The organism is Enterococcus massiliensis, from assembly GCF_001050095.1.
In the GTDB taxonomy this organism is placed as follows: Bacteria; Bacillota; Bacilli; order Lactobacillales; family Enterococcaceae; genus Enterococcus_C; species Enterococcus_C songbeiensis.
On the sequence record NZ_CVRN01000004.1, the window covers coordinates 224,305 to 245,094 of the forward strand.

Annotated in this window: 19 protein-coding genes and 1 pseudogene; 18 read left to right on the forward strand and 2 right to left on the reverse strand. The window is 40.1% G+C overall.

What is annotated here, in order from left to right:
• Positions 1 to 34: 34 nt before the first annotated feature.
• The 16 genes and pseudogenes from BN1875_RS02900 (at position 35) to BN1875_RS02975 (ending at position 15,899) form a co-directional block, all read left to right on the forward strand.
• Positions 35 to 1,591 (forward strand): SpaH/EbpB family LPXTG-anchored major pilin, encoded by a 1,557-nt coding sequence (locus tag BN1875_RS02900; protein ID WP_048603355.1) that lies wholly within the window; start codon positions 35 to 37, stop codon positions 1,589 to 1,591.
• 173 nt (positions 1,592 to 1,764) lie between these two features.
• Positions 1,765 to 2,428, forward strand: a pseudogene (locus BN1875_RS13910) (class C sortase); the annotation flags it as partial.
• Between the two features lie 457 nt (positions 2,429 to 2,885).
• Positions 2,886 to 4,049: a class C sortase gene (locus tag BN1875_RS02910; RefSeq protein WP_048603357.1), complete on the forward strand. Its 1,164-nt coding sequence runs from the start codon at positions 2,886 to 2,888 to the stop codon at positions 4,047 to 4,049.
• 73 nt (positions 4,050 to 4,122) lie between these two features.
• Entirely contained in the window at positions 4,123 to 4,380 is a 258-nt protein-coding gene (locus tag BN1875_RS02915; RefSeq protein ID WP_048603358.1) for an AbrB/MazE/SpoVT family DNA-binding domain-containing protein, read from the forward strand.
• Positions 4,380 to 4,721: a type II toxin-antitoxin system PemK/MazF family toxin gene (locus BN1875_RS02920; RefSeq protein ID WP_048603359.1), complete on the forward strand. Its 342-nt coding sequence runs from the start codon at positions 4,380 to 4,382 to the stop codon at positions 4,719 to 4,721. Before BN1875_RS02915 ends, BN1875_RS02920 begins: the two co-directional genes overlap by 1 nt.
• Before the next feature lie 350 nt (positions 4,722 to 5,071).
• On the forward strand, positions 5,072 to 5,377 hold the full coding sequence (locus BN1875_RS02925) for a hypothetical protein (RefSeq protein WP_048603360.1): 306 nt from the start codon (positions 5,072 to 5,074) through the stop codon (positions 5,375 to 5,377).
• Between the two features lie 441 nt (positions 5,378 to 5,818).
• The gene (locus BN1875_RS02930) at positions 5,819 to 6,415 is read left to right on the forward strand and encodes a type IV toxin-antitoxin system AbiEi family antitoxin domain-containing protein (protein ID WP_048603361.1); all 597 of its coding nucleotides are present in this window, start codon (positions 5,819 to 5,821) and stop codon (positions 6,413 to 6,415) included.
• A gap of 289 nt (positions 6,416 to 6,704) precedes the next feature.
• Positions 6,705 to 7,604: a ribosome small subunit-dependent GTPase A gene (gene rsgA / locus BN1875_RS02935; RefSeq protein ID WP_048603362.1), complete on the forward strand. Its 900-nt coding sequence runs from the start codon at positions 6,705 to 6,707 to the stop codon at positions 7,602 to 7,604.
• A gap of 1 nt (position 7,605) precedes the next feature.
• Entirely contained in the window at positions 7,606 to 8,256 is a 651-nt protein-coding gene (gene rpe, locus BN1875_RS02940; protein WP_048603363.1) for a ribulose-phosphate 3-epimerase, read from the forward strand.
• Positions 8,257 to 8,892: a thiamine diphosphokinase gene (locus BN1875_RS02945; RefSeq protein WP_048603364.1), complete on the forward strand. Its 636-nt coding sequence runs from the start codon at positions 8,257 to 8,259 to the stop codon at positions 8,890 to 8,892.
• A 157-nt stretch (positions 8,893 to 9,049) separates the two neighbouring features.
• Positions 9,050 to 9,907, forward strand: coding sequence for a rod shape-determining protein MreC (gene mreC, locus BN1875_RS02950; RefSeq protein WP_048603365.1), 858 nt, complete (start codon positions 9,050 to 9,052; stop codon positions 9,905 to 9,907).
• Between the two features lie 3 nt (positions 9,908 to 9,910).
• Positions 9,911 to 10,417: a rod shape-determining protein MreD gene (gene mreD, locus BN1875_RS02955; protein ID WP_048603366.1), complete on the forward strand. Its 507-nt coding sequence runs from the start codon at positions 9,911 to 9,913 to the stop codon at positions 10,415 to 10,417.
• Positions 10,418 to 10,583: 166 nt separating this feature from the next.
• Positions 10,584 to 10,946, forward strand: coding sequence for an MORN repeat-containing protein (locus BN1875_RS02960; protein ID WP_053082144.1), 363 nt, complete (start codon positions 10,584 to 10,586; stop codon positions 10,944 to 10,946).
• Positions 10,943 to 12,907 (forward strand): serine hydrolase, encoded by a 1,965-nt coding sequence (locus tag BN1875_RS13495; RefSeq protein ID WP_048603367.1) that lies wholly within the window; start codon positions 10,943 to 10,945, stop codon positions 12,905 to 12,907. The genes BN1875_RS02960 and BN1875_RS13495 overlap by 4 nt, the downstream gene beginning before the upstream one ends.
• A 177-nt stretch (positions 12,908 to 13,084) precedes the next feature.
• Positions 13,085 to 14,377 carry a C40 family peptidase gene (locus tag BN1875_RS02970; protein ID WP_048603368.1) on the forward strand — a complete coding sequence of 431 codons (1,293 nt, stop codon included), beginning with the start codon at positions 13,085 to 13,087 and terminating at the stop codon, positions 14,375 to 14,377.
• 241 nt (positions 14,378 to 14,618) lie between these two features.
• Positions 14,619 to 15,899, forward strand: a complete 1,281-nt coding sequence (locus BN1875_RS02975; protein WP_048603369.1) for a CHAP domain-containing protein — start codon at positions 14,619 to 14,621, stop codon at positions 15,897 to 15,899.
• Between the two features lie 97 nt (positions 15,900 to 15,996).
• On the opposite strand, the gene BN1875_RS02980 is transcribed toward BN1875_RS02975, so the two are convergent.
• Positions 15,997 to 17,793: a M3 family oligoendopeptidase gene (locus BN1875_RS02980; protein ID WP_048603370.1), complete on the reverse strand. Its 1,797-nt coding sequence runs from the start codon at positions 17,791 to 17,793 to the stop codon at positions 15,997 to 15,999.
• A gap of 118 nt (positions 17,794 to 17,911) precedes the next feature.
• Between BN1875_RS02980 and BN1875_RS02985 the strand changes: the two genes are divergently transcribed.
• Positions 17,912 to 18,406, forward strand: coding sequence for a VanZ family protein (locus BN1875_RS02985; protein ID WP_048603371.1), 495 nt, complete (start codon positions 17,912 to 17,914; stop codon positions 18,404 to 18,406).
• 103 nt (positions 18,407 to 18,509) lie between these two features.
• Complete coding sequence (locus BN1875_RS02990; protein ID WP_048603372.1) at positions 18,510 to 19,235, forward strand: YebC/PmpR family DNA-binding transcriptional regulator; 726 nt, start codon at positions 18,510 to 18,512, stop codon at positions 19,233 to 19,235.
• Positions 19,236 to 19,277: 42 nt separating this feature from the next.
• Here BN1875_RS02990 and BN1875_RS02995 read toward each other — a convergent pair whose 3' ends face one another.
• The gene (locus BN1875_RS02995) at positions 19,278 to 20,678 is read right to left on the reverse strand and encodes a L,D-transpeptidase family protein (protein WP_048603373.1); all 1,401 of its coding nucleotides are present in this window, start codon (positions 20,676 to 20,678) and stop codon (positions 19,278 to 19,280) included.
• Between the last annotated feature and the right edge of the window lie 112 nt (positions 20,679 to 20,790).

The window sequence follows — 20,790 nt, forward strand, 5'->3', positions numbered from 1 at the left end:
GTGGATGAACAAATACGTGAACATGGAGGGGAATATGAAAAGAGAGAAAGTGCCAAAACTTTTAGCAATCATTCTGATGCTTTTGCCAATGTTTTTAGGAGCTTTATTTACTGGAAATGGGTCTTCACAGGCGGCAGAATCAGAAACGGTGGATGTGACTATCCATAAACGAGCGTGGAATATCGATACAGAAGGAGTCAAACGACCAGAAAATCAACAAAACACCGGAAGTATTATGGAAGATTTCGGTGGAACAAAATTGGCGGGAGCAACCTTTGTTGTCTATGATGTCACCGAAAAATATCAAGAATATGTTTTGGGTGATTTGACAACTCTGCCATTTGCCACAGGAATGACCAGTGAGGAAGCAATTAAAAAAATTCAAGAAGATGCCACAGGAAAAATAGTCTCTGCGTATGGTACGAAGGTTGGTGAGAAAACAACCGAGGGAACGGAAGGAACTGCAACGTTTGAAAAGTTGGCGAAAAAATCTGGTGGTGTTGATGCGGTTTATCTCTTTATTGAAACCCAAGCACCATCGAATGTGACCGAAATGGCGGTGCCAATGGTTCTTCCAATGCCGGCTTATGAGATGGAGGAAGATGGAAGTTATACAGAGAATGAACTTAGCCATGTTCATTTGTATCCGAAGAATATACAGCGGAGGAATCAAAAGTATTTGTATGTTTCGGAAGGGATAACTGCTGTAGAAATCGGAGGAGCACTAGCGTATCCAAATTTGGGGAATAGGGTTGAGTACCGTATTTGGGTCAATGTACCAAAAAATTTAGAGAATAAAGAAAGATTTGAAGTAACGGATAGACCTGATGAAGGATTGGAATATATTTTGAAAGAAGATGGAAGTCAGAGTATATCTATTAGAGGCCTGACTGAGAGGGAGGATTATCAAATTTCACTGGAAGGTGATGGTGGATTTAAAATAGAATTTGATTTAAAAAGTGACAAGGTACGAAGCCTAGAGGGTGCAACGCTTGTTATTTTTTACGATATGAAAATTTCACCCGATGCAGCTGATAAAGCATTAGAAAATAAAGCAGAAATTGATTTTGGTTCTGGTCCAGATACAGTGGTTTCAGAGAAAGTTGTCATGTTAGGTCATAAATTCCAAAAGGTAAACGCGCATACTAATGCACCACTACCAGGGGTCGAGTTTCGAATGTATTACTTCTTTGGTGAGGAGAAAGAATACATCATATTTTCGGATGAAGGATTTATTATTGACGGTACACAAAATGAAGACGAGGCAACGATACTTACAACTGACGAAAACGGCGTTATAAAAATTTTAGGATTAGCACCCGTGCCGGTTATTGAAGGTTTTGAAGTTGGCTACGTCCTCGAAGAAATCGCCCCTCCAGAAGGTTTCATCATCACCGAAAAAGAAACACATTTTTCCGTGAACGTTGGCGACTACTCTGATCCGAAAAAATTCACAACGATTTACAACACACCCAAGGGGCTTCTGCCTGCGACTGGCGGTAACGGCATTTTAGCCTTTTTAGCAATTGGTCTTGGTTTGATGCTGGGGGCATTTGTTTGGTATAAGCGGGAAAAACAAACGAACGACTAATTTTTATCATAAAAATAGGCTGAGAGACTCAGTTGAGAAGTGTTTCAGCCTGTTTTTAAAATCATCTACATAGCAAAAAAAGCAAAACGGAGGTGACGGTAGTGAAAAAACCGCAGCAATCAGAGGCGAAAAAGCAACGAACCAATCTAGTGATTAAAGGTCTGATCGTGTTGATGTTCCTAACCGGCATCGGCGTTTTTTCCTATCCTTTCTTTGTGGATTCTTTAAATAATTATATCGATCAAAAAATGGTGGAGAAGCATCAGCGGGAAGCGGCGGCGGAAAATCAAAAGAATCGGGAACAGGCGTTGGAAAAAATGGCGGCAGAAAATGCGAAGCGACAGGAAGCCAACAGTATTGCCGGGATTGGTTTGATGGAGGAATTGTTCGATACGACAGAATTTAATGGAAATTATTCTGCCGATTATTATGAGCAGCATTTATTAGGGGCGTTGTATATTCCTAAAATCCGTGCCAGCTTGCCGATTTTCAACGAAACGAATCAAGCACTGCTGGAAAAAGGAACGACTTTGCTGCAGGGAACCTCCTATCCCATCGGCGGCGATAATACCCACTCGGTGATTACCGGACACACCGGAATTCCGGAAAAAATGATTTTTACTGATTTGGAAAAACTGGAAAAAGGGGATCAATTTTATATCGATGTACTGGGAGAACGGTTGGCCTATGAGGTGGATGAGATTCAGGTAGTTTTGCCAGACAATATCGAAGTGCTGGCGATTCAAGAGGATCGGGATTTGGTAACGTTGTTGACCTGTACGCCCTACATGGTAAATTCTCATCGTTTATTGGTAACGGGTTTTCGTATTCCTTACGAGGAAAAAATGGGGGCGGTCATCACGCAAACCCGACGTTTTCAATTTTGGCGATTGGCGGTATTGTCAGCCGCCGCAGTAGCTGTCCTTAGTTTGTTCAGCTATTGGCTGTGGCGAAAGGCAGTTCTGTTTCAGGCTTCAAAACGAACGTATACGCTGCGCTTTTTTGTCGAGGAGAAATCCCCCCGACGTTTTCAATTATTATCAAAAAACGGGACACCGTTTTTGCGAAAGGATGAACCGATTTTTGCAACGGCAATGGAGAAAAATGAAGTGGTTTTCTCAGAAATTCCCGGCGGCATTTATTGGGTAGTCGCTGAAGGAGAGGTGGCACCAAAACTAAAAGCGAAAATCTGGCGGGTTCGTGACCGAGAGTTTCGTTTATCCAGCCGAAAAAAACGAGTGCGGGTTGTGAAATCTCGGGAAAAACAAACCGTTCTTTTTGATGGAGGGATGGTATGAAAAAGGGTGTAAAAAAACAACTGATTACAAGAATTATCATGATTTTCCTTTTTCTGGTGGGAAGTTTAACGGCACTTTATCCGTTTTATTCGGATGCGATCAATGGATTTATCGATCAGCGGATGATTGAGCGGTATCAAAAAAAGGCGAAGGAACAAGAATTAACGGCGATGCAGCAGGCAAACGAGGAAATTGCAAAAAAAGGGACGGCACCGAATGCCGATCCGTTTGAAGAAGCCTCGCAAGAAAAGTCTGCCAGTCAGCAGTACATCGAAAAACATTTGATTGGAACGCTGACGATTCCCAGCATTCAAGCGGTGATGCCGGTGTTTGACACCACGAATGATCGGTTGCTGGAACGTGGTGCCACGGTTTTGCAGGGAACGTCTTATCCTACCGGCGGTGAAAATACGCATTCAGCGATTTCTGCCCATCGTGGGTTGCCTCAGCGACAGTTGTTCACGGATTTGCCGGATGTGAAGCTTAAGGATATTTTTGTTTTGGAAATTCTTGGAGAAAAATTGGCGTACGAAGTGGATCAGATCAAGGTGGTGGAACCAAACGTCACGGAAGATCTGAAACTGGTGTCCGGCGAAGATTTGGTGACACTGATTACCTGTACGCCTTATATGATTAATTCCCACCGTTTGCTGGTTCGTGGGCATCGGGTACCTTACACCGAAGAAATGGCGGCAACCGTCAAGAAAACCAATGAATCTCGTCTGTTGCAGCAGGTGTTGATTATGCTGGGCATTGTTTTGTTGCTAGGGGTGTTGGGCTATCTTTTTTATCGGGTCTGTCAAAATTACCGTTTGCGAAAAAAAACCATCGACGTGGTATTTTATTTAGAAGATGCTCAAAGCGTACCGCTAAAAAATCAACAAGTTGTGCTGTTTGACCGTAAGGGAAAACAAACGTTGCTGCGAAATGATGTGCCTTATGCCGTGAACTCAGATGAAAATGGAAAAGTGATCTTTAAAAACTTACCGGGAAATTTGTATACGGTGAAATTAAAGGGCGAAAAAATGAACGGTATTCGTTTTCAAATCGGACTTACCAAACCGAAACAGACAATACTGCAATTTGTTTTTCCAAAAGGGGTTGGGATTCGTAAAGTTGGAGAGCGGGAAACCACGACAGTTTTACAAATAGAAAAATAAAAAATTCTACAAGGAATTTTTTAATTGACAATGAGTTTATACATGTATATACTTTAAGTGAGGAGTTGATACCATGTTAGCTAAAGAGATTGAATTAAAGAAATGGGGAAATTCACAGGGATTTAGGATTAGTAAAGAAGAACTAAGTGAACTGGGAGATCCTTCTGCCACAAAATTTGACATGGTCATCGACTATGGAAAAATTGTTTTAACACCAAAGAAGGATATTCCTAGTACATTGGATGAATTATTTGAAGACTATGAAGGTTCTCCGCTAGGGGAAGAGGAGAAATTTGATTGGGGAAATCCTGTGGGAAGGGAAATAGTTTAATGGTCGTTAAAAAGGATTATCGTGATTTAGAACAAGGAGATATCATTTATGTGAACTTAAATTCAACTAAGGGACATGAACAGATGGGGAAACGTCCTTGTATTATTCTCTCCAAGCCTAATAAGTTCCTAAATTATATGGTGGGAATTGCACCTATAACTACTAAAGAAAAAAGTTTTCCATTGCATGTTCCTTTAACTACTGATCTTAAAAGCAAGGGTGAAATACTTTTGGAACATCATCGAATGATCGACATAGCATCTAGGGGCTTTTCATTTGTAGAAAAAGCGCCTCTAGAGATAATAAATGAGTGCGTGGCTAAAGTGAAATTGTTGTATTAGATTTGTACTCTTTAATATTTTCCGTTTGACGGGATAAATCGAATAAAAAAAGGCACCTTGCAGTTTAGTTGACGCTAAACCACAAGGCCTTGAAAAATCAGGACGAACTGATCAATCAAGTTGCCATAGTTAGTGCAAGCACTAACCTTGTTAATTGTACCTAATTTTATGCTGGATTTCTATCGGTTTAGTGCAATTTTTATTTGAAGTTAGGAAGTTATCAAGGTAGACCGCTGCTCGTTTATTTGCTATGTCAGAGGTATTGGACAGTCGTCCGGTACCTCTTTTTTATGGATTTTTTGATAGCAAAGATGTAAAAAATAAATTTCACTTAATTGGAGGAAGGTTAGATGGATATTGTAAAGGTAGGAAAATATCAGACAAAGAATAAGCAGCCGATTAAAGCTATTACCCATCAAGAAATTTACTTATTAAAAAGTGAGTTGGAAAAATTAGCTTCGTGGGCAGAACCGTTAACAGTGATGAAACACTATTTTGATGAAAGCTCTGATTCCTTAAACAAGAAAAAACTCAGCGGCGAATATCATGCCCAAGCACAGCTTTTCCACGCATTTTACAATGATTTTCTTTTCACCATCCATGCGTTAGAGAAAAAAATCGATAAATTGCGTTCAGCGAAAAAGGTTAGAGGTTAGGAAGAAATCTTAGGAAATTTGTAAATTCGTTTCTCTAGCATGGATGACAACATCGTTAATATAGGTGCAGATACGCTTAGTAGAAAGTTGAACAGCGGGAAGGGTCACCCGTTTTACAAATAGAAAAATATCCCGATACGCATTTTCAATTTTCTTTCGCTAAACGTATACTTTAGGTACGAAATCTTTTTCATCGGGAAGCCGTTTATTTGCCAATTATTCGAAACGGCTTTCCGCTCCTTGATAGTGCAGAACGCAGAAAATCTCGACATTTCACTTTTAACGAATCAGGTTCTTTCTTGCTGCGCTATCCACCACGCTCCTTTCTAGGGGCGTTTTTTTGTGCTGCTTGAAAAAAATACCGGGAAAAAGTAAGTAGAGTGAAACCTGCTAATATGCTATAATAAACACAGGATATTAGCATAGAAGTAGGTGATAACTATGACTCAAGTAGAAAAAGTTTTAAGATTTGCCAATCAAAATAATGGAATTATTACTACTAAAGAATTAAAGAAACTTGGCGTAGGCAGATGGGTATTACAAGATTTAGAGAGGCTAGAAAAAATATTTCCAGTTCAACGAGGTATTTATGTTACCAAAAATGGCTATGCAGATGATTTTTTTCTGTTGCAACAAAGATATCCAAAGGGGATTTTTTCGCATGAAACGGCTCTTTATTTGTTAGGGTATTCAGATCGAGTGCCTATACAGATTGTAATGACCTTTAAGCAAGGTACCTCAACCACAAGGATGAAGGCTGATAATATCCGACCAGTAACCATCAGCAAAAATGAACAGTATGAGATGGGAATCATTGAAGCGAAACGCCCTGGAGGTACCTTAGTAAAGGTCTATGAAATCGAACGGGTGTTGGCAGAATTATTAAAACCTAAGTATGATGCAGATTTCGAGCAAGTTATACCTGCATTTAAGCGCTATGCTACAGACAAAGAAAAAGATGTAAATAAGTTGTTCCGATACGCTCGGATGTTTGGAGTAGAAGAAAAAGTTAGAAATTATATGGGAGTGTTATTGTGAGGTTCAAGAATGCAATGAGTTTTAAATCAAAAATCAAGCAGATAGCAAAAGAGAATCAGCTCACTACACAGCAAGTTCAACAGAATTATTTAATTGAAGCATTTTATGTTAATGAGTCGAATTCAAGAAAATTGAGATATTGCTTATAGATAGGGGAATATGATTTTTTTTACTAATGTCGATTGAATAATATAGGAAATGGAATCCCCAGTTAATCATTCCTCTAATCTATGTTAGAATGAACCATGAAGAGAATCGAAAGTAACGGATGATTATCAGGAAATAGGTAATGAACAAAGCAAGGGGGAATCTCGTGAGAGGGCAAATTCGAAAAGCGTTGAGCGGCTTTTATTATGTCGCAGCTGAGGGTCAGGTATATCAGACTCGGGCAAGAGGGAATTTTCGTAACCGCAAAATCACTCCGTTAGTCGGAGATGAAGTAATTTTTGAAAGCAGCAACCTGACAGACGGCTATCTACTGGAAATTTTGCCGCGAAAAAACGAGCTGGTCCGTCCGCCGGTAGCCAATGTCGATCAAGGAATCATCGTTGCCAGTCTGGTGGAACCCAATTTTTCTTTTAATCTGCTGGATCGTTTTTTAGTGACTTTGGAGTATGAAGCAATCGAACCCATCATTTATTTAAGTAAGATTGATTTACTAACGGATAAATCGCTGGTGGCGACGATCAAAGCCTGCTATGAAAAAATCGGCTACACGGTGATTGCTTCAGAAAATGGTTTTGCCGACTTGACCCGCTTGTTTCCTGAACGAATCAGTGTATTTATGGGGCAATCTGGGGCAGGGAAATCTACCCTGTTGAATAAAATTTTGCCGGAGTTGGATTTGGCTACCGCTGCAATTTCGGATTCACTTGGTCGGGGGAAGCACACCACGCGGCATGTAGAATTGTTGTCGATTGCTGATGGCTTAGTTGCGGATACGCCAGGATTTAGTTCCATTGACTTTTTAGCGATTGAGTCCACAGAACTGCCGAAAGAATTTCCTGAATTTGTTGCCGCTTCTCACCTTTGTAAGTTTCGGGAGTGCATGCACGACAAAGAGCCACAATGCGAGGTCAAGCGACAGGTCGCAAGTGGAGAAATCGCCCAAACAAGATACGATAATTATTTACAATTTTTAGCAGAAATCGAAAACCGGCGTCCGGTTTATCGCAAAAGGAGAGAGTAATATGAAAATTGCGCCATCTATTTTAAGCGCGGATTTTGCCAATTTGCAACGGGATATCCAATTTGTTGAACAGCATGGAGCGGACTATATCCATGTGGACGTGATGGACGGACAGTTTGTACCGAACATTACCATCGGACCAAATGTAGTGGCGGCAATTCGTCCCATCACAAAATTGCCGTTAGACTGTCATTTGATGATTGTTGATCCAGAAAATTATATCGAAGCTTTTGCTAAAGCCGGCGCAGACATCATCACGGTTCATGAGGAAGCAACACCCCATATTCATCGGGCAGTCCAAATGATTAAAGCACAAAATGTCAAAGCGGGTGTGACCATCAATCCCGGAACACCGGTTTCAGCGATCAAACATGTTTTGTCCATGGCAGATCTTGTATTAGTTATGACGGTTAATCCGGGCTTTGGCGGACAAAGTTTTATTGAAGAATGTGTTGAAAAAATTGCTGAATTGGCTCAATTACGGGAAGAAAAAGGCTATCATTTTGAAATCGAAGTGGATGGCGGAATCGTGCCGGAAACAGCGGTGAAATGTCAAAAAGCCGGGGCAGAAGTTTTTGTTGCAGGATCCTATATTTATGGCAGCGAACAGCCGGAAAAAAGAATTCAAGCCTTGAAAGAGGCATGGGCATAAATGAAGATTTTAGTCGCAGCCGGAGGACCGCCGGAAGAATGGCCATCCTTGTCGGATCAGTATGATTTTTATGTAGGGATCGATCGGGGAGGCTACCATTTAATAGGAAGAGATTTTCCTTTGGATTTGGCAGTCGGCGATTTTGATTCCCTGAATGAGTCGGAACGACAACTGGTTTTTCAAAAAGCCAAAGAAATTAAATCTTCCCCTGCTGAAAAGGATGATACCGATACCCAATTGGCATTAGCGGCAGTTTTTCAAACATTTCCTGAAGCGGAAGTGCTGCTAGTTGGTGCAACCGGTGGCCGATTGGATCATTTGCTGGCAAATATTTGGTTGGGAGTGGAAGCACGCTTCGCCCCATTTTTGCATCAGTTAACGATGGCCGATCGGCAAAATCAGTTGACGTATTTGACTGCCGGCAGCTATGAGATTACTCGGGTTCCGGGAATGACTTATTTGGGGTATTGCTGTTTGACACCAGTGGAAAATTTAACATTGAGCAACAGTAAATACACGTTGACGAATCAGCAGGTCAATGTTCCGACCTCTTTTGCCAGCAATGAATTTTTAACAGACAGTGCCCAGATTTCTTTTGATTCTGGCATTATTGCGGTTATTCAAAGCAAAGATTGAATGTGAGACAAGGATAGAAAATTAGGTTGTTTTTTTGCAAAGAAAAGAAAGAAAGTTGATTTGCAAAAAAAAGCTTAAGACGCTGTGCTTGTCTTTTGTTTATGCCAAAATAGTGGTAAAATCAATACTATCAGTCTGAATTAGTTGAGGTGTCCAAGTGAAGAAGTTTAATCCCAATAAAAATATTATCATCACGTTGATTTTGGTGATTTTTGTGGTAACCGTTTTGAGCGTAACAGCCGCCAAACGTGCCTCAGAAACCAAAACCAATTTTTTTCAATCCATTGTTAATGACAGCGTAGGACTTGTCGATAAAGTCGTTTCAACACCGATTCGTTTGGTGGAAAATGGCGTCAATTCGGTCCACAATCTTTTTACAACGTATAGTGAAAATGAACGATTGAAGGAAAAAATCGACAGCTACGATGAAGTAGCACAAAAAAATAAAAACTATGAACGTGAAATCAAATCTTTAAAGGAAGAATTGGAACTCAACCAAACTTTAACAAATTATGAAAAAGTGACTGCCAATGTTATCACCCGTTCACCAAATTCATGGCAGGACATGTTGGTAGTAGATAAAGGATCAAAAGACGGCATTGAGGTCAATATGGCGGTATTGTCGCAAAAGGGTCTGATTGGTCGAGTGATTGAAGTCAATCTGGCATCGTCTAAAATCGAATTACTGACATCAGAAAATCAAAATTCCAACCATTTTCCTGTGCGAATTTCCAGCGAAAGCGGAGAAGCATTTGGTTTACTGAGTGAATATGATGAAAAAGCCAATGCCTTGGTTGTCGACCAATTGACCGGTGAAAACAAATTGAAAGCCGGCGATGTGGTACAAACATCCGGATTAGGAGGGAACTCTCCGGCAGATTTGCCAATCGGAACAGTAATTGAAATGAAAGCTGACAGCTTTGGTTTGGATACACAGGTCTACGTGAAGCCTTATGCACAAATGTATGATTTGTCGGTTGTGACGATCGTTCAACGGATGGTAAAGGAAGGATAAGGGATGCGAAAAGAATACGTTAAATATTATGCAGTACCTTTTTTCTTTTTTATGATGCTGCTTGATGGTCAAGCGACTCGTCTACTGGAAATCTGGACGAAGGATGTCTACATGGCGAAATTTCATTTTTTGATTTTAGCCCTGATGTGCGGCTGTCGGGTACTTTCTAAACGGTTCATGTTGATCACTGCACTGATTCTGGGGATTTTGTATGATTTTTATTACATCGGCGTCTTAGGTATCTATGCAGTGGCATTACCAATACTTGTTTGGCTAATGTTTACGATGGCGAAAACCTTGTATCGAAATCTGTTCACGATGTTTTTCGGATTGATTATTTTTGTCACCGGCTATGAGCTGGCAACACTAGGTATCCAGTTATTGTTTAAGCTGACCAGTGTCAACGGTATGTTCTTCGTTACCCGTTTCTTGGGACCAACACTATTAATAAATATGATTTTATTTGTTCTTTGTATCTATCCCTTCAAAAAATTGTTCGCAGTCGAATGATTTTTTGGAGGTTTTTTTGTTTTGGCTATAAATTCGCTGGGGAAATTTGCAAAAACCCACGATAAATACTTGTTCTTTTTAATTGAGAATGGTAGCGTATGAAATGAAAAGATAAGTGACGGATGAGTTTCTTTTTCACCTCATCGGTTTCTCAGGAGTGTTTAGAATGAAAAAGATTATCAGTGTTGGAGGGTTGTTAATTTTGGGATGTTGCAGCTTTTTTGCGTTAAAAGGCGGATCGCAGCAGTCGGTGGATTATCAACTTGGTGAAATACAAGTCAAGGGGCAGCAACAAATGAAAAATGGTGAGTTCTCAGGTAAAGGAACGGTTACCTTTGCAAATGGCAACAGCTATGTTGGAGAGTTCACTAATGGTTACTTTGACGGAAAGGGAAAATTTATTTCCAAAACATGGCAATACGAAGGCGAATTTAATATGGGAATTACTGAAGGAAAGGGTGCATTGACAACAAAAAGCGGGGAACGTTACACAGGTGAATTTAAGGATGGGGTGTATCAAGTAAAATGAAAATAAATTGGTTTTTTCTGCCACAATATTTTGCAGAATTGGTTCTCCTCCTTTTTTTAATAGTACCAAAAGCTTTTACTGGTGGATACATTGGCTTTGAGCTGCTATTGACGATTAGTGGCTTTTTTGTCGCATCTTGGATAATAGATTCTTTTGCAAAGAAACCAAATAAATTTTTTTCTGATAGCATCAAAAAGATAGTTCGACTAATCGGTGTGCTTATCGGTTTTGTTATAATTCTTTTTCCGTTTGCCAGCTTAATCAATCATGACTTCTTAGTAGATGGGTATCGGCAGCTTGCGGCTATTTTTGGATTTGTTACCAACTATTATCAGATTTTTCACGGAATAACCTTTGCAGACCAAGGACAATTTCTCTTTAGCCAATTGTGGCCGGTAGCATTAGGAATGCAGTGTTTTTTGGTGACTCTTCTTTTTCTCTTGATCTATACAAAAAGAAATAACGGACAGATGACTAAGAAAAAAATTCGAAAGGTCCTTTTTATTTTTGCCTTTCCACTTGCTGTTATTAGCTATCTCTTCATGGGACAAGGAACCGCGTCTGGCATGGCGCATGCTGAGCTTCTTCTATCATCATTTAGACATGCCTTTCCTTTCTTTAGTGGGATAGTAACAGCAACGTTAAGTGGAGGAAGGGTACCCAGTCAACGTTTTCTGGAAAAATCCCCAAAAATCAGCCAGCTAACGATTTCTTTACGAGTAGTCCTTGTCGCTATAATTCTCTTTAGTACGAGTATTATTTTTTCATTAAGCAGTCCGTATTTTTATATGACTGCGGGCTTCACTACAATTTTAAGTAGTTACTTCCTGTATAGCGTGAAATTACTGGTAACCAAGATGAAATATGAGGATAAATGGCTAGTATTTGATGAAAAAAACGGCTTATTTTTTCTTTTTTATTGGTCATTCTATATTCTGTTAGTATCTAAGTTGTTCTGGGGAATAGCAATGATTCTTGCTGGTGTATTGGCTGGGGGGATACTTTGGTTTTATATGGAAAGTAAAGCTGTATTTTCAAATCGTGAAAGTTTTTTGGGTCGACTGAAAATCGATACTCAAAAGTTAATTAAAGTTATTTTTTCTATCGGAATTATTCTGATGATTGCAACGGGAGTATCTGTAGCGAAAGCACCAAAAATCAGTACAAGAGTCGAAGAGAAACTCTCCGCTAATTTAGTGACTAGTGAAAAAAATATGGAAAAAATGCAAATAGCTGGGGACAAAATTCTTTCTGAAAAATTAACTCAATCTTGGCAGCAACAGGTAGCTGACTATACCGGTAGTGTAGATGTCGCCATTTACTCCGCAGATCGAAAGCAGAGTTATTATTTCTCAACAGCTAAAGGGGAGACATTTTATTCAGCAAGTATCATCAAAGTAGCAATTTTAGTAGAGTTGTTGCATCAAAAAGAAACACAAAATTCAGAGTTAACTGCAGAAGAGCAGGCGTTAGCAAAACAAATGATTGAATACAGTGACAATGATTCGGCAAGCTCCTTGTTACTGAATGAACTAGGCGGTTATAATGGATTGGATTCACTTTTTAAAGGCTTGGAGATGGATAATTCCAAATCAGATTCAACTGCTTGGGGAACTACTACGACAACTGCAGCTGATCAAATGAAATTACTGAATACTATTTATTACGACTCGGAATACCTTTCAGAGAAACATCAAACATATATCAAAGAATTGATGGCCAATGTGGACGAAACGCAACAATGGGGAATTTCAGCAGGTGGAAGCCAATTTCAACTTAAAGATGGGTGGCTGCCATTAGACAATGAGTGGACAGTCAATAGTATTGGACATGTTTATCAGGAGGATAATCCTCAGGGATACACCATTGCTATTTTAACAAAGGGAAATAAAACTGAAGCTGCTGGGAAAGAAATCATTGAAAAGTTGGCAACCTCAGCGAACGAATTACTTTTTCAATAAAAAATAACGAGTGAAACGCTTTAATTGAAACACTTTTGTAACATTTCTTTTATCAGACTGACATATCCCTATGGTACAATTCACTAAGAAATGACTTTAGGAAATCTTATAAAAATTTAAATTTCTATAATAGATTTCCATTAATTGAAAGAATAAAGCCAGTCGGAGGAATGAAGAGTGAAGAAAAGTTTCGTATCAGTATTATTGGTATGCTCACTAGCGCTTACAGCAGTAGCCGCTCCAAGTGTAGCCGCGGCAGATGATATCGATCAAAAAATCGAACAACAAGACAACAAAATCAATGAATTAAAAGGAAAGCAAGCCGATGCACAAGCGCAAATCGATGCATTGGAAGAACAAGTTGCTTCTATTAATACAAAAGCTGAAGACCTATTAGCTAAACAATCTAAACTTTTTGATGCTTCTAAAGCATTACAAAAAGATATCGAAGATTTACAAGTTCGTATTGAAAAACGTGAGGAAGCTATTCAAAAACAAGCACGTGACGTTCAAGTCAATGGACAAAGCACGAACTTTATCGATGCAGTTTTAGATGCAGATTCTTTAACGGATGCAATTGGACGAGTACAAGCAATGACAACAATCGTCAATGCCAACAATGATTTAGTTCAACAACAAAAAGAAGACCAAGAAGCAGTAAAAACGAAAAAAGCTAAAAATGAACAAAAATTAGCTGAAATTACAGAAAACCAAGCAACTTTAGAAGATCAAAAAGGTGAATTGATTTCTAAACAAGCTGATTTGGATGTTTTGAAGACGACCTTAGCTGTTGATCAAGCTACTGCTGAAAGTGACAAAGCAGATTTGAATAAGAAAAAAGAAGAAGCTGAGGCTGAACAAGCCCGAGTTCAAGAAGAACAACGTCAAGTAGCAGAAGCACAAGAAGTAGCGGAAGCACCAACTGCAGAAAGTAATAATACCACTGAAAGCAGTTCTGCTAGTGGAAACAGCAATAATCAAGAAACTACACCAAGTACTGAAGTTGAAACACCTTCTACACCAAATAACGATGTCGAAGAAACGCCTTCTACACCAAATAATGATGTTGAAGAAACACCGGAAACATCAAAACCTAGCGTTTCCACACCTCCTGCAAGCAATGGTGGAGTTGTAGGTTATGCATTATCATTTGTTAATAAAGTTCCTTACACGTGGGGTGGAAATAACCCAACGGAAGGATTCGATTGTTCTGGATTTACAAAATATGTATTTGCAGCTTCTGGAATTTCTCTTCCAAGAACAGCCGGGGCGCAAAGTACAGTCGGTACTGTAATTCCAATCAGCCAAGCACAAGCCGGAGATTTGTTGTTCTGGGGTAGTGTAGGAAGTGCTGGACACGTAGCAATCGCCTTAGGTGGAGGACAATATGTTCATGCGCCAGCACCTGGACAAATGGTTTCGGTCAGCTCATATCAATATTACAGCCCAAGCTTCGCTGTTCGTATGTAATTAAAAATAAATGCTAGAGTCGATGAGCAATTCATCGACTCTTTTTTTGTTTTCAATTCCTTTTTCTTTAGAATAATTGTTATTTAGAACGGAAATTGAAATTTTTTTGTAACATTACTTTTATATGGCTGACATATGGCTATGTTACAATTCATTTATCGTAAAACAGAATTTAAAGAATCTTATATAATTTTAAGGTTAAATTCAGATAGAAAATGAAGCCAGTCGGGGGAAAAATAGAGTGAAGAAAAGTTTGTTATCAGCATTAATGGTATGTTCATTGACGCTCACAGCAGTAGCCGCTCCAAGTGTAGCCGCGGCAGATAGTTTCGATCAAAAAATCGAACAACAAGATCAAAAAATCAATGACTTAAAAGGACAACAAGCAGATGCTCAAGCGCAAATCGATGCATTAGAAGCAGAAATTGCGGATGTCACTGCTAAGGTCAATGACTTAGAAGCAAAACAAGAAAAATTAAGCAATGATACTGTAAAATTACAAGATACGATTGCAAAATTAAAAGTTCGGATTGCAAAACGTGAAGAAGCAATCAAAAAACAAGCTCGTGACGTTCAAGTCAACGGACAAAGCACGAACTTCATCGATGCAGTATTAGATGCTGATTCATTAACAGATGCTATCGGTCGGGTGCAAGCAATGACAACGATCGTTAATGCCAATAATGATCTAGTAGAACAACAAAAACAAGATCAAGAAGAAGTCGAAAAAAACATCAAAGAAAATGAAGCAAAGATTGCTGAAATTGCAGAAAATCAAAGTCAATTACAAGACCAAAAAGATAGTATTGCTTCTAAACAAGCAAATTTGAATGTCTTAAAAGCTGATTTAGCCGCAGAACAAGCAACGGCTGAAAATGACAAAGCAGACTTGAAGAAACAAAAAGCAGAAGCAGAAGCAGAACAAAAACGAGTTGCCGAAGAACAAAAACGCGCAGCCGAAGAACGTGCAGCAGCTGAAGCGAAGAGTCAAGCGAATGAAAAAGCAGCACAAGAAGCGGCAGCAGCCGAAGTTTCAACAAACACACCTGCTAAAACAACAACACCATCCAATGATTCTGCTGATAAATCATCAGAAGAACAAGATAATGGAAGTGACAATACCGAAGTTACAGATAATGGTGATGGCGGCGGCAATGGCGTTGACCATAGCTCATCAGGAAATATGTATTCTTACGGTCAATGTACCTGGTATGTAAAAAAACGTGCTCCTTGGGCTGGAACTTACTGGGGAAATGGGGCACAATGGGGTGGCTCTGCCGCAGCAGATGGCTACACGGTTAACTCAACACCGGCAGCTGGTACAATTGTTGTCTTTGGCGCTGGTCAACAAATTGGCGACTGGACAGCCGACGGTACTTACGGACATGTTGCTTACGTAGAGTCTTACAACGCTTCAAATAATACAATTACAATTTCACAAGGCGGAATGGGCTTTAGTACACCAGGTGGACCAAACATCCAAACCTTGAGTGCATCAGGTTACACTTATATTCATCGTTAATCATTGAAATCAATTGCAAAGTCGGCGAATCTCGCCGACTTTTTTTGATATGCAAAAAAACGGATCTCAGAAATTGAGGTCCGTTTTTTAGGTGCTACTATTTTACATAGTCTTCTGTCAGTTCCATGAAGGTTGCTACGTCTTTTAAGACCATGTCGATTCCTGCTTGCCAGAAGTCTGGTTTTGTCAAATCGACTTGTAGATGTTTTTCAGCAAGTTCTTCGGTAGTCATTGATGCAGTGTCTCGCAATAAAGCGATATAGGCATCTTCAAAGCTGGTGCCTTGCTTGGTAGCATACGCATAGATTCCCATGCTGAATAGATAACCAAAGGTGTATGGGAAGTTGTAAAACGGCACATCATCGATAAAGAAGTGCAATTTTGCTGCCCAGAAATGAGGATGGTAATTGGCTAGACCGTTTTGGTAGCTTTCTTTTTGGGCATTAACCATCATCTCAGTGATTTCATCGGTAGAAACCAATCCTTTTTGTCGTGCTTGGTAAAAATGATTTTCAAAAATATAACGGGCATGGATATTCATAAACATCGCAATTGCGTTTTGCATTTTTGTATCCAATAAATTAATCTTTTCTTCTTTGGTTTTGGCTTCCTTCAAGGTTGCATCAGCCACGATCAATTCTGCGAAAGTGCTGGCTGTTTCGGCAACGTTCATGGCATAGTCACGGTTTAATGCAGGCAGATCCCACATTACGCTGCTGTGAAACGCATGACCTAGTTCATGTGCCAAGGTTGCGACTTCATTGACAGAGTTGCTGTACGTCATAAAGATTCGAGATTCTTGGGTTTCTGGTAATTCCGTGCAGTAACCGCCAGGACGTTTGCCAGGACGATCTTCGGCTTCAATCCAGCTTTTTTCAAAGGCTTTTTTGGCAAAGCTAGACATTTTAGGACTGAATTTATGGAAATTCTCAATGATAAAAGCTGCGGCTTCATCAAAGCTGAAGGTCCGTTCTTCCATGTTTCCTAAAATGATTGGGGCATCTTGGTCTTGCCATGCCATTTTTTCTTTCCCGAATAGCTGTGCTTTACGAGTTAGGTAATCAATGATCGGTTGTTTGTTTTTTTGAACAGTATCCCACATGACATCAAGGGTTTCTTTTTTCAAGCGATTGTATTCCAACGGTTGTTTCAAATAATCATCCACACCGTGAAGTTTATAGGTGGAAAGACGGAACCCGTCTAAGTGGTTCAATGTATCGCTGAAAAGATCCGCTTTTTCTCCCCAAATTTTTTCCCAAGTGTCAAATAATTGCTGACGAACAGCCGCATCAGGATCGCCCATCATTTTATTGAAAGCTTGTCCTGCTGATAGGTTTACTTTGGTTCCATCTGCTTGGGTGAAAGGAATCTCAATGGTTGCGACAAGGGTGTCGTAATGTTGGCTCCAAGCTTCCAAACCATCAAGAGAAAGTGTGTTGATGATGTTTTCCTCTGCTTCTGAAAGTTGTTCCTGTCCTTCACGACGAGTTTCCTTCAAACGAAAAGCGATGGGTTGCAAGGCTTCTGAAGTAAGCAATGTTTGAAAGCTTTCATCAGAAAGTTCTGTCAATTTTTTCGCTAAAATTGTTGCTGTTAATTGGAAACGAGGACGCAAATCAGAAAGCTGTCCGCTTAGAATTTTCGCTTTTGCATCATTTACATCCGCAGAAAGCAGGGCATTGATAAATGAGCCGCATTGAGAGAAGCCGTTGGTGATGACTTCTTGCTGTTGCATGATTGTTGCTAGCTGGTCTGCTGTCGCATCAAATTGCTGTACAGCATCCCCATAGCTTGTTAACTCCTCGGATAATTTTGTTAAACGTTGTTGCAATTCAGGAGATGCGCTTCCGCCAGGGAAAATCGTATCAAGATCCCAATTGATTGCATACTTCATAAAAAAAGACCCCTTTCGATTAAATATCTTCTTTAGTATAGCACAAGTGAAAATAGATTGTCCTTTTTCAAAAGGAGAGAAACATGGTAAGATAGTAGGCACGAAGGGAAGGGAATTCATGCGTATTTGGGAAAATCCTAATTTTTATTTAGTGATTGGTTTAGTGGTGATTGCGATTCTTTTTTACAGTTCATCACAAACTTACCAACAGCAGTCGCAGATTGGTCTGCTGTCAAAAGTATTGAAAAATGAACCATTCAAGGAACAGCTATCTGGAATTCAGTTTATGTATGCCGGCAGTGAAGTCAGTATTCAATCGGAAGGATACTTTTCTTTTGTAGAGTTTTTTATCCGCAAAGGGGCGCATTTTCTGACGTATTTTGTGATGGCGGGCAGTTTTTGTCTGGCCTTGTTTTATAAAATGAAATCTATTTGGTGGAGTGCTTTTTTTGCCTGGTTAGCGGCAACGGGTTATGCCGGCTTGGATGAATACCATCAAATGCTGACTGGGGGACGTACCCCGTTGTTTCAAGATATCCTCTTGGATTCTGCCGGTGCGTTGACAGGTGTTCTGCTGGTGTTGCTGTTCATGAACTGGCGAAAAAAACGATAAATCACGAGTTGTAGGAGAAATTTGAAAATTTTCAATAAAGTTATACAATAGAGAAGTAGTCAGTCCCGCTTTTTCGAAGCAGGCGCATGAAGGAGGAAATTTTATGTCAGGACACTCAAAATGGAACAACATTCAAGGCAGAAAAAATGCACAGGATGCAAAACGGGGGAAAATATTTCAAAAACTTTCCCGTGAAATCTATATGGCAGCCAAATCAGGTGGTCCTGACCCGACGATGAATCCTGCTTTGCGTCTGGTAGTAGATAAGGCGAAGGCAGCTAATATGCCCAACGATAACGTAGATCGTGCTATCAAAAAAGCCACCAGTGCAGCAGAAAGTGCAAATTATGATGAAGTAAGCTATGAAGGTTATGGACCCGGTGGCGTGGCGATTCTTGTGCACACGTTGACGGACAACCGCAATCGGACAGCCACCAATGTTCGTGTCGCCTTTACTCGAAACGGGGGGAGCCTAGGTGAAACAGGTTCTGTCAGCTATCTGTTTGATCGCAAAGGGTATATTGCCATTGAACGGGAAGGGTTGACAGTCGATGAAGACACGATGTTTGAAGACGTGTTGGAAGCTGGAGCAGAAGACTTGATTACTTCGCCGGAAGTTTTTGAAATTTATACTGCACCGGAAGATTTTGTTACAGTCCGTGATCAATTAGAAAAAGACGGCTTTAAGTTGGCACAAGCCGAATTAACCATGATTCCACAAACAACGATTGTTTTAGCCGAAGATCAAAAAGCACAGTTAGACCAGTTAATCGACAAGCTGGAAGATGACGATGATGTATCGGAAGTATTTACTTCTGTTGAAGAATAAAAAAATGGTTCTCGCAATTTTGCGAGAACCATTTTTAGTAAACTAAAAGACGATAACTGGAGTTCCTTCTGAAACTAAACCGTACAATTCTTTCATTACACTTGGTGGTGTGTTGACACAGCCGTGAGAACCACGGGTTTTCCACAAGTCACCACCGTAAGACGTTTGCCAATCAGAATCATGAATACCTACACCGGTCCAATCAATAGGCAACCAGTAGTCAACGGGACTTGCATAATCGGATCCATCGTCGTTTTGCCCTTTCAAGGTGGCATTGCGTTCTTTGTTCCAAATATAGAACACGCCAGCGGGAGTTGGTGTCTTTGGTTTTCCGGTGATGACGTCAGTTTCTAACGCAACCGCACCGTCTTTGTAATACCACATGTGTTGGTTTTCTAAATCGACTTCGATATAAGTATCACCAATCAATGCTTGATCTGCAGTAGTGCTTCCTTGGACAATCGGTGAACGAGTGAAATCTTCACCAGCTAACATTGCATCTGCTAGGGCATCCGTTTCAGCATCTGTTTGGATCGTCCAGCTCCAAGTACCGGCAGGGACGGAAACTTCTCCGCGTTTGGTACTGTTGAAGGTGGAATCATTGGTGCTGGTGTTGTATTGCTCTCCGAGATCTGCAACATAGCTACGAATTTTTTCTTTATCAACAGCAGCCTTTTCATCTTTGTAGGTCAACCAGTCCATAATCGTTTCAGTAGGAATTTGGAACGTTTCACCATTAATAGAGTAGGTTGCGTTGATTGTTGCGATTTTATTGAGAGCATCCAGTTGTTTAGTCAAGGACTCATCCGTTGAAGTAACGGCTGGTTTTTCTACATAGTCCGCTAATTCCAACGAATCTTCGGAAGAGCTGACGGCTTTTTTTAAATCAGCAACAATTTTTTTCGTATCTAGGCTATCTCCTTGAACTTCGGCAGTAATCTTAAAGCCGGTGGCCTCTTTATCCAGCTTGGCATCTTGAGTAGCTGTCCGCTCTTTATTCAATGCGGTCAATTCGGTTTCCAATGTACTGATTTCTTGATTTAATTTGTCTTCATCTACGGCAACGCCGTCCAGGGAATCTTTCTCAGCAGCAAAGACATAGGCAACACCCCAAGTCCATTGGTTTTGAGAAGAAAGAACTTTATTCAGCTCAGAAGTATAATCCGTTTTTAAACCTAATTGGGTCTTTTTGAGACTTTTCCAAACCTGACCATCGTCTGTAATCGAAAACTCCTGCTCGTCGGCATTTCCCTTCAGCTTCTTGTTTGCTGCAGTAACCGTTAAATTGCTGATGCCCACATCATTAATTGTTGTGTTGGGCAAAAAACGTTCGGCGTAATGATTTCCACGAATAAAATAGCCCGCAGAAATCGCGACGATTAGACCTAGGATGACGAAAATAATGGTTTTACTATGTGATTTATGGCGCGATGCTCTGGTCATTAAGAATGCTCCTCTAAGTAGATTTAAATTGAATATCAAAATATGTAAATTTATGATAGCACATTAAAGAAAAAAAACGAATATAATGCTTGAAACTAAAGATAAACTTAGA

Coding starts and splice junctions, on each gene's coding strand:
- BN1875_RS13495 (WP_048603367.1), top strand. CDS start 10,943: ATGAAAATAAATTGGTTTTTTCTGCCACAATATTTTGCAGAATTGGTT.
- rsgA (WP_048603362.1), top strand. CDS start 6,705: ATGAACAAAGCAAGGGGGAATCTCGTGAGAGGGCAAATTCGAAAAGCG.
- BN1875_RS02930 (WP_048603361.1), top strand. CDS start 5,819: ATGACTCAAGTAGAAAAAGTTTTAAGATTTGCCAATCAAAATAATGGA.
- BN1875_RS02900 (WP_048603355.1), top strand. CDS start 35: ATGAAAAGAGAGAAAGTGCCAAAACTTTTAGCAATCATTCTGATGCTT.
- mreD (WP_048603366.1), top strand. CDS start 9,911: ATGCGAAAAGAATACGTTAAATATTATGCAGTACCTTTTTTCTTTTTT.
- BN1875_RS02925 (WP_048603360.1), top strand. CDS start 5,072: ATGGATATTGTAAAGGTAGGAAAATATCAGACAAAGAATAAGCAGCCG.
- BN1875_RS02995 (WP_048603373.1), bottom strand. CDS start 20,678: ATGACCAGAGCATCGCGCCATAAATCACATAGTAAAACCATTATTTTC.
- BN1875_RS02980 (WP_048603370.1), bottom strand. CDS start 17,793: ATGAAGTATGCAATCAATTGGGATCTTGATACGATTTTCCCTGGCGGA.
- BN1875_RS02960 (WP_053082144.1), top strand. CDS start 10,584: ATGAAAAAGATTATCAGTGTTGGAGGGTTGTTAATTTTGGGATGTTGC.
- BN1875_RS02910 (WP_048603357.1), top strand. CDS start 2,886: ATGAAAAAGGGTGTAAAAAAACAACTGATTACAAGAATTATCATGATT.
- BN1875_RS02985 (WP_048603371.1), top strand. CDS start 17,912: ATGCGTATTTGGGAAAATCCTAATTTTTATTTAGTGATTGGTTTAGTG.
- BN1875_RS02920 (WP_048603359.1), top strand. CDS start 4,380: ATGGTCGTTAAAAAGGATTATCGTGATTTAGAACAAGGAGATATCATT.
- BN1875_RS02945 (WP_048603364.1), top strand. CDS start 8,257: ATGAAGATTTTAGTCGCAGCCGGAGGACCGCCGGAAGAATGGCCATCC.
- BN1875_RS02990 (WP_048603372.1), top strand. CDS start 18,510: ATGTCAGGACACTCAAAATGGAACAACATTCAAGGCAGAAAAAATGCA.
- BN1875_RS02915 (WP_048603358.1), top strand. CDS start 4,123: ATGTTAGCTAAAGAGATTGAATTAAAGAAATGGGGAAATTCACAGGGA.
- rpe (WP_048603363.1), top strand. CDS start 7,606: ATGAAAATTGCGCCATCTATTTTAAGCGCGGATTTTGCCAATTTGCAA.